Origin of the sequence: Arthrobacter sp. NPDC058097, from assembly GCF_042884885.1 — a bacterium.
In the GTDB taxonomy this organism is placed as follows: domain Bacteria; phylum Actinomycetota; class Actinomycetes; order Actinomycetales; family Micrococcaceae; genus Arthrobacter.
Genome location: NZ_JBHVSZ010000011.1, coordinates 129,525 through 138,948 on the forward strand (window position 1 = coordinate 129,525; position 9,424 = coordinate 138,948).

Here is a 9,424-nt window from a genome sequence, read left to right on the forward strand (position 1 = left end):
CCTCACCAGGAGTAGCAGTGGGCAACCCATCAGGGTTGGCCCTGGCTGCGGGCAGCGGGAGAGACAGTCCGGACGCTCAGGCGTGAACGACCAGGCGCCCGGACGGCGACCAGGTCGGTTGCTCATCCAGCACCAGGCCTGCCTATATACTCTGGTGAATCGTTAGACATATGGGGGGAATTTCGTGGGCCGTGCAGTACGCGCTGTCATCTCTGCAGGTCTTGCCGCAACCGTGCTCCTTTCAGGGGCATTGGTGGCATCTCCTGCCATTGCGGTCTCGTCCTACCCTTGCGGAGCAGAATCATCGGGGACCGTGGGCACCCTCGAGTCCTTGGCTTTGCAGGGAACCGTCATTGCCGGCGACGCTTTGCGGATGCAGCTTAGGATTCGATGCGAGGGGGAGCAGCAGGCCGTCCTGGCCTACACGCATCTCACGTTTGAAAACGACCAGGGCATCATCACGAGAGTCAGCGTCAATAAGGCCGGCATCGAAGCCGGGGCACCTAGTGGTGGGTCCACGACTTACACCGTGACTATTCCCACGACGGAAGGGGCGTTGCCTGAGGGGCTGCAGCGCGTCACCTATGTCACCCCGGTGATGGAAAAGGTTCCGCGCTTCCCCAGCGGAATCCAGCAGCCGCTGTATTCGCGGACCATCGCCCAGCCCTACTTGTCGGTGAGCCGCCCGGCAGGGTGGGAAACCCGGGTGGGCCATCCGACCCATGCTGCCCCGATGCCGCAGGTGCCGTGGGCGTTCAAGGCAGGTGTCCCGGCCGAGGTCCGTTTCCCGTCCTGGGGTGCGGGAGCGGTCCTTAGCTACCGCTGGCTCCTGGAAGACGGGACCCAGGTGGCTGACCGGAGAGAATACATTCCGGCGGCAGGCAGCGTCTCCCGGGTCGTCGTCACCGGGACGTGGCCGGACGGCACCGTCCACGAGCGGTCCTCACAACTGGTCCGCGCCGTTGAAGGCGCCGGCGGATTCAACGACGTGACCGTGGGGGAAGCAAGACCCTACAGTGAGGCCCCCGTCCGGGTTGCCCGGACCGCCCCGGATCAGAGCACGAAGTCCGGCTGGTACCGACTGCGGTCTGACGGCGGTTTCCCGTCAACGCCGGAAGCTGCCCCCGATTCCTGGTATCCGAAACCCACGGATGTGGGGCAGAGATTCCAGTTCATTGAGGCCGGCGTCCGGGCAAGGGGCGCTTCCCCGGTAATCACCGTCGCTCCGGCACCCCTCCCGGGGGACCGGCGCAGCGGCTACATCCAGGGCGACACCCTCGTGAACACGGTGGCAGAACTGCAGCCGCGCCTCCAACCCGGCTACCGGCTGACCGCTAACAATCCCTGGCCCGGCGGGAAAGTAACCTACGCGTGGCTGCGCAACGGGCAGCCTGTGCCCGGGGCGACCACAGCCGCGTACATCCTCAAGGTGACCGACGCCGGGGCAACCATCCAGGCAGTGGTTCGAACGGACAGCCCGGGCTACATCTCCAACGAAGCCAAGGCCTCACCGGTGAAGATCCCGCTGGTGAAACTGAACTCCGCAGAGCCGCTTGTCTCAGGAAGCGCCCGCGTCGGAGTGACCCTGCGCGCGTCCACTCCCGGGTGGACCGCAGGCACAAAATTCAGCTACCAGTGGCTCCGTAACGGCCAAGCCATTCAGGGTGCCACACGCTCCACCTACACCGTGGCGGCAAGGGATCGTAACGCAGTCGTTCAGGTGAGAGTCACCGGCATGCAGAGCTTTTACACCACGGTCACCAGGACCGGCGCCCACCACCTCATCAGCTCCGGAACCCTGACTGCCCCTACACCCTCCATAACGGGAATCCCGAAAGCGGGGCAGATCCTAACGGCCCATGCCGGGGCATGGACTCCCGGAACACAGCTTCGCTATCAGTGGTACCGGAACAACCAGGCAATCAGGGGCGCAACCGCAATCACCTACCGGCTCGGAGCCCTTGACCGGGGCCAAGCTATCCAAGTCCAGGTGCGCGGCAGCAAGGATGGGTACATCGGCGCGTGGCGGACCTCTGCGCTAAAACGCGTTCAGTCCTAATCGCGAGCACATCCGCCTATTTTGCTACGCTCCAACCACCACGCACTCAATGACACCGAACCATCAGCAGCTCATCGGCCTCCTGATCCACGCCGAACCGGGATTTCTCGCTGGCGACTTCGCCACGCGGTTCGACAAGGCGACAGGCACGGACGGCCAAGCCGGCTCCTTCCGATACTTCCCGGAGGGTTTCTGGGACGTCACGCTCGTAGACGGCACCCGCGATCTCATGGCGCCCTGGGGCACGCGCGTCGAGTTCGAATCAGGCGAAGTCGAGGAGGCTCCTCGCAGTGGGAGGACGCCGCCAGGGCACTCTCCATGGTCGCTCGTACTGCCGCATCGCTCGACGTTCCTAGGCCGGGAACATGACAGCTGGCAGGTCGACTACAACATGCCGGTCGTAGAGGAAGCTGGCGGGCTGACCGTGGCACTGACCAACCGGGAGGACCCCTCCTGTACGGGCACCCTCACCGTCAACACCGACACCTGCACCATCAGCAAGGCAGACCTGGGCTACGTGGTGGAAACACTGTCCATCACCCGCACCGAACCCAACGCTGAGGACCTGGCCGCGCTCGAGTACATCAGGTCCGCCGTTCCCAAGTTCGATGACCAGGATGCTGAGATCAGTGGATTCGCCGTGGAACTCATGGTGGGGCTCGGTGACGTCGGTTCCATCCGCGTCGGCAGTCCGGGACCGGACGCGACCGTCTTGCTAGATGTCTACGACGGCACGGAGAACGTGCGGGAGTATCGCTTCGCCCAGTCCCTCACCGAGATCGAAGACGCCATCACCATCGACGACGAGGCGTGGCACTCGATGTGGCCAGACTGGTCCCTGACGGCGGCGTCAGTCGCCATGTTCTCGGTGCACGTCCAGGAAGCCATCGACACCGCCCCGCCAGGCGCCGCCATCCTCCACCTGGTGCCAGGAGGCGTAATCGCCGTGGAAAATATGGCGGAGTGAGGCTCGAGGCAAAGTCACCGAACTTCACCGAACTTCACCAAATTCACCAAATTCACCCAGATTCACCTGATGGGTGGCGGCCTTCCTGACCCTGAGAACCTTTTCCGCCCTGCCCTTGACGCCGGACACGGCAACGACGATCGGGCCGCCGTCGTTTCAGCCTTTCACCAAGACGCATTTGCCGTCGGGCCCACGCGGTAGCTGCGGGTGCCGTTCAAGCTTCTACCTGGTCTGATTTGTTGCCAACGCCGGTTGCGCGGTAGTGCCGCCCCTCCTGCGAGAGGCCCAACCGTCGTTCAGTCCTTCTCGCTTCGCGCGCCGGATTGCTTCGCCTGAAGACCCAGGTCCGGGGATCATCCATCGCACTTCGAACCCAACAGCCCGGTCTCTACCTACCCGCGGTGCTGCTGCCCGGCCGCCAGAACGGAAACGTCGTGAATAAGTTGTTGCACTTCGCGCTCATGGCCCTGCGAAGAAAAGAGAAGAGCCGCCCGTGGTCCGGCGGCAGGACCAGGGACCGGCCCTGCCTTTGGGACAGGCGGTACCGTACCCGGTTTCTCAACTTCAAACGGATCAATAAATCTGACCGGTCCCATCACAACGTCCCCCACGGTTCGTGGTCTGCTCTGTCTACCACGACCTGATCCGGCTATCGCCGGACCACTCCGGACACATCAACATCACCTGGCCTCCGCGCCTAGCGACCTCACCAGTGGAGTCACCACCGCCCTCAGGGAAGAGCTGACTCGTCTCAAATCCCTAGCGTTTTGAGCCACAGAGGTATTGAGACAACTGCCCTCCGTCCGTCTATCGGCGGTGACAGCAATGCCGCATGACAGAATCGCTTGGTGGAAATCCCTGAGCCTGTGATTGTGGACTGGCCGTCCCTGTTGTTCGCGCTCATCGTGGATTCGCTTCTGGTGTGGGGGCCGGCGGTTTCAGCGTTCTATCTCGTGCCGGTCCACCAAGGCCCGATTGCCCTCACGGTGGTGCTTGTAGCTCTGATAGCTAACTGGGCGCTATACGCTCGCGGAACAACTTTGGGAACCCAGCTTGGCGGATTCCGGCTACAGACTCGGCGGCGGGAAGCACCGGGGCGTAGCTACGGCCTGGTCCTTGCGCTACTGACCTTCGCACCCGTGCTCGCCCTTGGATTGCTGTTAACGGTCAGCCTCGTTGCCGGTAACAACGCTTCCGGTTTCCTTGGCAGGCCGCAAAGCCTTCCCATCGTCGGAGTTCGAATCCGTCCACGCCGATTCTTACAGGCTGTCGATGACTACTGGGAACGCTGGGCTGACTAGGAACACCAGCGTCAGAGTGATGGATCAGCGGACTGGTCCTAGTCGTTCAAACGGAACGTCATGTGGCACATACTTCCGCATTGAGTATTTATTCTTCGGGAAAAGGGCGGATGACTTCGCGCGGAAATGCTTCGAGCAGTTGCTTCCTGAGCTTCTTGCCGGCTTTCCATTCATCCATGTTGAGGTCGATGCTTCTGCCTCGTTGGTCCATGAGTGAGAGGCAGCCGCAGCTGCGGTCACCGACGACGGCCACGTCGGCCAGGGAGATCGTCTTCGTTTTACGGGATGTCTGACTCATAAGGTGTGTTGGTGTGAGTACCAACGTGGTGGGGGAGGACTTATGGCGCCACGTGGTTTGCCCAGGGCGGCCCTCTGTTGGCGGCTGCAGACTTTTCGGTTCCTTGGTCCGTTGCCAGAGTTCATAGCGATCCGTCGCGAGCCCCAGGCTTCCCGCGTCGGCCTTGGAGAGCTTCACCGACTTATCGACCGCGACGATCAGCGAGCCGATACTGTTTCTCAGAATCTTTGTGAGTTCAGCGGAGGTGATGTCTGTCGCCCGGTCGAGGATTGCTTGCCGGTCCCGGCTGCTTCGTCCGAGCAGGGCGTCAATCGCCAGTTGATCCAGGTAGTCCTGGGGGACGTAGTCGTCGCATCCGAACTCGGCTGTCACGGCGTGCCGGGCTGACTGGACGGCGTCCTCACTGAACCCGGCATCAACAAGCCCGCGCAGAGTGTTGACGCCTTGCTTGAGCGTCGGGATGGTGTTGTGCCGGACCGGATCGAGAACGAGGTCGAGTTGGCTCTGGCCGTTGTCGATCGCGGTGGTGAAGTTCTCGACAGAATAGATAATCCCGGCGCCATGTCGGAGCCGGGTCAGCAGCTCATATCGCAGTGCTTCACAAAGCAGACCGGCGTCCTGGGACGGCACCAGGAGAGAGAACGCGACGCCCTGCTTCCGGGACTTGATCAGAGTCTGAGCCATGATGAGCGGTGGACCCTGGTGATGACAGACGGGCTCACCAGCGGGCAGACGGATGTCCAGGGCGGAGGGCACAGGGCCGGTGAATGTGAGGGCGGCATTTCCGGCGGTGAGCCACCGGCAGGCCCAGTCGATAAGTTCAGCTGTGATCAGACCGCTCGTGGCCGGTGCCCCGAAGTGCGCAGCGCCCACGCCGCTCGTTCCGTACCGGTAGGTCAGCAGGCCGCTGGAGACATTGCTGAACTTGTGCGGGTCCTCGGCCTCAAGGACGGACTTTTCAAAGGCGATAACTTCATCAGTTAGCTCTTGAAATGCTGATACCGCGGCCGCGATCGCATTCAGGAACCCCGCAACATCATCCGGTTTGCCCAAGGCGTAGAACTGGAGCGAGTCGGTGGTCACAGTACCGCCGTGCACGACCGTTACGGGCTGCACAAGCCGCAAAAGCACGTGCTCAATCAGGTGCGTGATCCCGGCAAGTGTGGGCGGTTCATCGCGCATTCCGACACCGAATATCAACGTGCCAGTGCAGAGGCCGTCCCGGTCCAACCAGAATGAGGTAATCCCGTTGTGGGAGGTCCAGTGCACCGTCTGCATCATGGGTCACAGTCTTACAGATCGAGCTGTCCAGCCGGCTGTCAGACGCAACCTCGTTGTAGGGGCGGTAGGCATACGAGTGAGCAACCTCTTATGGGCCGCTGGGGCTCAAAACTCTAGCGTTTAGCTACAAAGAGGTTTTGAGGCACTGTGGCCTTGGCAAACAGCCCTGGCCGGCCTGCTGTGAGGCATTTGCCCGCGAGTGATGCGATTACCGAGGAGTAAACTTGGAGGCGGCCGGCGGCGGACAGCCGTCTGGTGTCCCCCCACACCAGCGGCCCCCAGCTCCGTCGTCGGTCCCGATGTCGTGGACAGTCAGGGCGTCGGCCGACGTGCCCTGAGCGACGCTCACCTGATCTTGTTGCTGCTCCCAACGGGCGGTAGTGCCGTCCCTCTTGCGAAACCTCCACAACCGGGGCGTGGCGGACACCATCCTGGGCCAATTTCAAGACGAGGCGGTTACTCATCCCTTCTCATCAACGCGAGTACGCTCGGGACGATAATCCCGGCGGCTAACACCATCGGGAGGAACGCCACCCATTCGATCTGGGGTATCAGCTTGGAGGCCACAACACTGCAAACGATTCCGGCGATGAAAATGACTATGACGCGCACAAGTACCTGTCGCTTCTTGTCCCTGGCGCTCGGCCCACTCGCGTTCATGCCATCAGCCTAACGGCGGCTTCAATACTTCATGAGAGTCAGCCGGGGAACACTTCACGGCACAGTTCGTTAGGTCTGGTCCATGTTTGGTTTCGTATCCGGCGAGTGAACCGTTGGAACCTGGAATCATTGGAGCTGCCGCTAGGCTCGATAAGCGCAGGTAGTGGCGGTCGGAAGGGAACGCGGTCTTGGGAGATGAAGCCAGCTTTCATCAGCTGTTTGTCTCCCGCGTTGCCATGTTTGCCCTTTTTCTGGTGTCCCTCGGCGTTGTGATTTCCGAGGATTTGGTTCCCTTGTCGACACCATCCGGCGCCGTGTCCGAGGAGTTGGTCTTCTGGAGTTGCATCGGCTTGGTTGTGCTCTGGTTTAGCTGGCGAAACTGGAGGCTCGGGGTCCGTGTCACATCTACTCAAGTCCACATAAAAGGTCTGTTCCGCGATAGGAAGATCTCCCGCGAGAGTGTTGTGGACGTAACCGCGTTGGGTCAGCTGGTCTGGATAGCGCCAGCTGGCAATGTACGTGTGTCCCCGCTGATCGCATTTACCGATCTCGCTGGCGGCCTCGCAGGAATCGTCCGCGAGCACAATGCGCGAACGCTGGCCCGGCTACGAGAGCAGCTTGTTGGGCTACCTCCAGAGCGGCCTGAATCTGCCGCGTCAGGAGAGGACCGCAGTTACGACCCTCCAACATACCGGCGCCGACGAGACCGGAACGGGCCCGCTAAGCGCGCCGGCCGAAGGAGCTTGTTTCGGGATGGTTGGCTCGCGGTCCTCCATCTTCTTGGCTGGAGTATGGCTGCTGCAGTAGCAGCCTGGTTGGCCGTAGAGCCCGCCTTGTGGCTAGCGGGGCGCAACGCAGACGTTCTCCGTGCGACCTTAAGGCTTGATCCCTACAACGAAAGCAGTGCGATACAGGCCGTGATTTTTTGGGGCGTCGCTGCCGCCGCCCTTGCAGGGAACACAATCCGGCTGGCGTACCTCATGTTCCGCCCTGAGCGAGGTTAAGTCCCTGTGATCCCGGCCTGGGAACCCTTCACGGCACAAGTGGCTAGGTCTAATACGAAAGTAAGGTTCGTCAGGCTGCGGTGGCCGGGGTGATGGTGACGTTGAAGCCTAGGCTGTTGAGTTTTTTTATGGCGTTGTTCTTGGCTTTGGTCGGGTCCAGACGTGTGAAGTGATCGGCGCCGGGGTCGGCATAGCATTCACCGTCGGCGAGCATGTGCCAGGCGGCGGTGATGATGGAGTGTTCCAGGGCGACCGTGGCTTTCATGGGTCCGCGGCGGGCAGCGACGCGCCAGTATTTTGCGGCCAGGTAAGTGTCCTTGCTCCGGGAAGCGGAGAGGGCCGCGATGCCCAGGGCGCCTTTGAGGTATTTGTTGCCGGGCAAAAAGTGGGCTGACTTGATCCGTCCGGCGGATTCGTTGGCGCCGGGGCAGACACCGGTCCAGGACGCGAGCCGGCCGGGTGTTTCGAAGCGGGACATGTCCGCGCCGGTTTCGGCAATGATCACGTCAGCGACTTTGAGTGAGACTCCCGGGATGGTGGCCAGGAAATCCCTGGCGGCACGAAAGGGCTCCATCGCTTCGTCGATCCGTCCGGTGAGCGCGTCGATGATGCGGGACTGGGCATCGATCTGATCCAGATGCAACCGGGCCATGAACGCGTGGTGGCTTTTGAAGCGGCCGGTGAGGGCCTCCACGAGCTCGGGGATTCTTGAGCGGAGGGTGCCTTTGGCGAGGCCGGCGAGGACCTCCGGGTCGCGTTCACCGCTGACGAGAGCCTCGAGCATCGTGCGGGATGAAACACCGGTAAGGTCCGACACCACGGAGGAGAGCTTGATCCCTGAGCCTTCCAGGAACTTCTCCAGGCGCTGGATCTCGCGGGTCCGGTCACGGATGGCAATGGCCCGGGCCCTGGTCAGGTCCCGCAGTTCGCGGATCGGTTCGGGCGGAACGAATGAGGCCCGAAGCAGCCCATGCGCGCCCAGCTGAGCGAGCCAGGCCGCATCGGAAACATCGGTTTTGCGGCCCGGGATGTTCCTTGCGGCCTTGGCGTTGACCAGGATCACCGGCAGCGTTTCTTCGAGGAGATAGAAGAAGGGTTTCCAGTAATCGCTCGTGGCTTCCATGACGACCGTGGTGACGTGCTCGCGTTCCAGGAAGTCCCGCAGGGCAAGGATCTGGCCTGTGGTCGCGCCCCACGTTGTGACCGTGGACGTATAGGTTCCGGCCCGCTGCCCGGGCAATCGGAGACACACCTTCGCGTCACGTTTGGAAATATCCATTCCCGCGGCCCGCTCGTGCACGATATTCATGGCCGTTCCTCCTGACACCTCGACCGCGTTATATAGGCGTCTGCCGAGGGGAGGACAGGGAAAACAGAGGAATCTAACACTCGTGCTCCAAAGGCAACAATCCACGGTTCCCGTGGAAGCCCTCCGCGCCACGCTAGTCCACAGGCTCAACCACGGCACCACAGACTTAACGGCGTCCACCGCAGCAGACACCTCCATGATCTGCCCGAAACCTCATCCCCGGCCAGAGCCAGGGGCGAGGCAACCGCATACTTTCTCCCACCACGGCGCGACAGCGACGCTGGACCGCTAGTCCATGTTGATTCGCCGCATCCTCATTTGAATAGATTCTTAGCTGGGCAGCCGCCCTATTCCGGGCGACGTTTCATTGCGTTGACAACCAGGTGAGCCGGCTTGATACTGCGTTGTAAGCGCTGAAATTTGGCGGGAGCCGATCCATTTTGCAAGGCTAGTCCATGTTGATTCGCCGCATCCTCATTTGAATAGATTCTTAGCTGGGCAGCCGCCCTATTCCGGGCGACGTTTCATTGCGTTGACAACCAGGT

General features: G+C 61.8%; 6 protein-coding genes and 1 pseudogene. 4 read left to right on the forward strand and 3 right to left on the reverse strand.

Annotation, left to right across the window (positions count from 1 at the left end):
* The first annotated feature begins 331 nt into the window (after positions 1-331).
* The 3 genes from ACFVTE_RS18765 to ACFVTE_RS18775 all read left to right on the forward strand — a co-directional run bounded on the left by ACFVTE_RS18765 (position 332) and on the right by ACFVTE_RS18775 (position 4,327).
* Positions 332-2,059 carry a hypothetical protein gene (locus ACFVTE_RS18765; RefSeq protein WP_387102937.1) on the forward strand — a complete coding sequence of 576 codons (1,728 nt, stop codon included), beginning with the start codon at positions 332-334 and terminating at the stop codon, positions 2,057-2,059.
* A 49-nt stretch (positions 2,060-2,108) separates the two neighbouring features.
* Positions 2,109-3,026, forward strand: a complete 918-nt coding sequence (locus tag ACFVTE_RS18770) for a hypothetical protein (protein WP_387102939.1) — start codon at positions 2,109-2,111, stop codon at positions 3,024-3,026.
* 848 nt (positions 3,027-3,874) lie between these two features.
* Complete coding sequence (locus ACFVTE_RS18775; protein WP_387102941.1) at positions 3,875-4,327, forward strand: hypothetical protein; 453 nt, start codon at positions 3,875-3,877, stop codon at positions 4,325-4,327.
* Between the two features lie 88 nt (positions 4,328-4,415).
* Here ACFVTE_RS18775 and ACFVTE_RS18780 read toward each other — a convergent pair whose 3' ends face one another.
* Both ACFVTE_RS18780 and ACFVTE_RS18785 read right to left on the reverse strand, forming a co-directional pair.
* Positions 4,416-5,906, reverse strand: a complete 1,491-nt coding sequence (locus ACFVTE_RS18780) for a hypothetical protein (protein WP_387102943.1) — start codon at positions 5,904-5,906, stop codon at positions 4,416-4,418.
* A 456-nt stretch (positions 5,907-6,362) separates the two neighbouring features.
* On the reverse strand, positions 6,363-6,566 hold the full coding sequence (locus ACFVTE_RS18785; RefSeq protein WP_387102945.1) for a hypothetical protein: 204 nt from the start codon (positions 6,564-6,566) through the stop codon (positions 6,363-6,365).
* Positions 6,567-7,662: 1,096 nt separating this feature from the next.
* Between ACFVTE_RS18785 and ACFVTE_RS18790 the strand changes: the two genes are divergently transcribed.
* Positions 7,663-7,743, forward strand: a complete 81-nt coding sequence (locus ACFVTE_RS18790; protein ID WP_387103087.1) for a hypothetical protein — start codon at positions 7,663-7,665, stop codon at positions 7,741-7,743.
* 35 nt (positions 7,744-7,778) lie between these two features.
* On the opposite strand, the pseudogene ACFVTE_RS18795 reads toward ACFVTE_RS18790, so the two are convergent.
* Positions 7,779-9,077: pseudogene (locus ACFVTE_RS18795) on the reverse strand (IS110 family transposase); the annotation flags it as partial.
* Between the last annotated feature and the right edge of the window lie 347 nt (positions 9,078-9,424).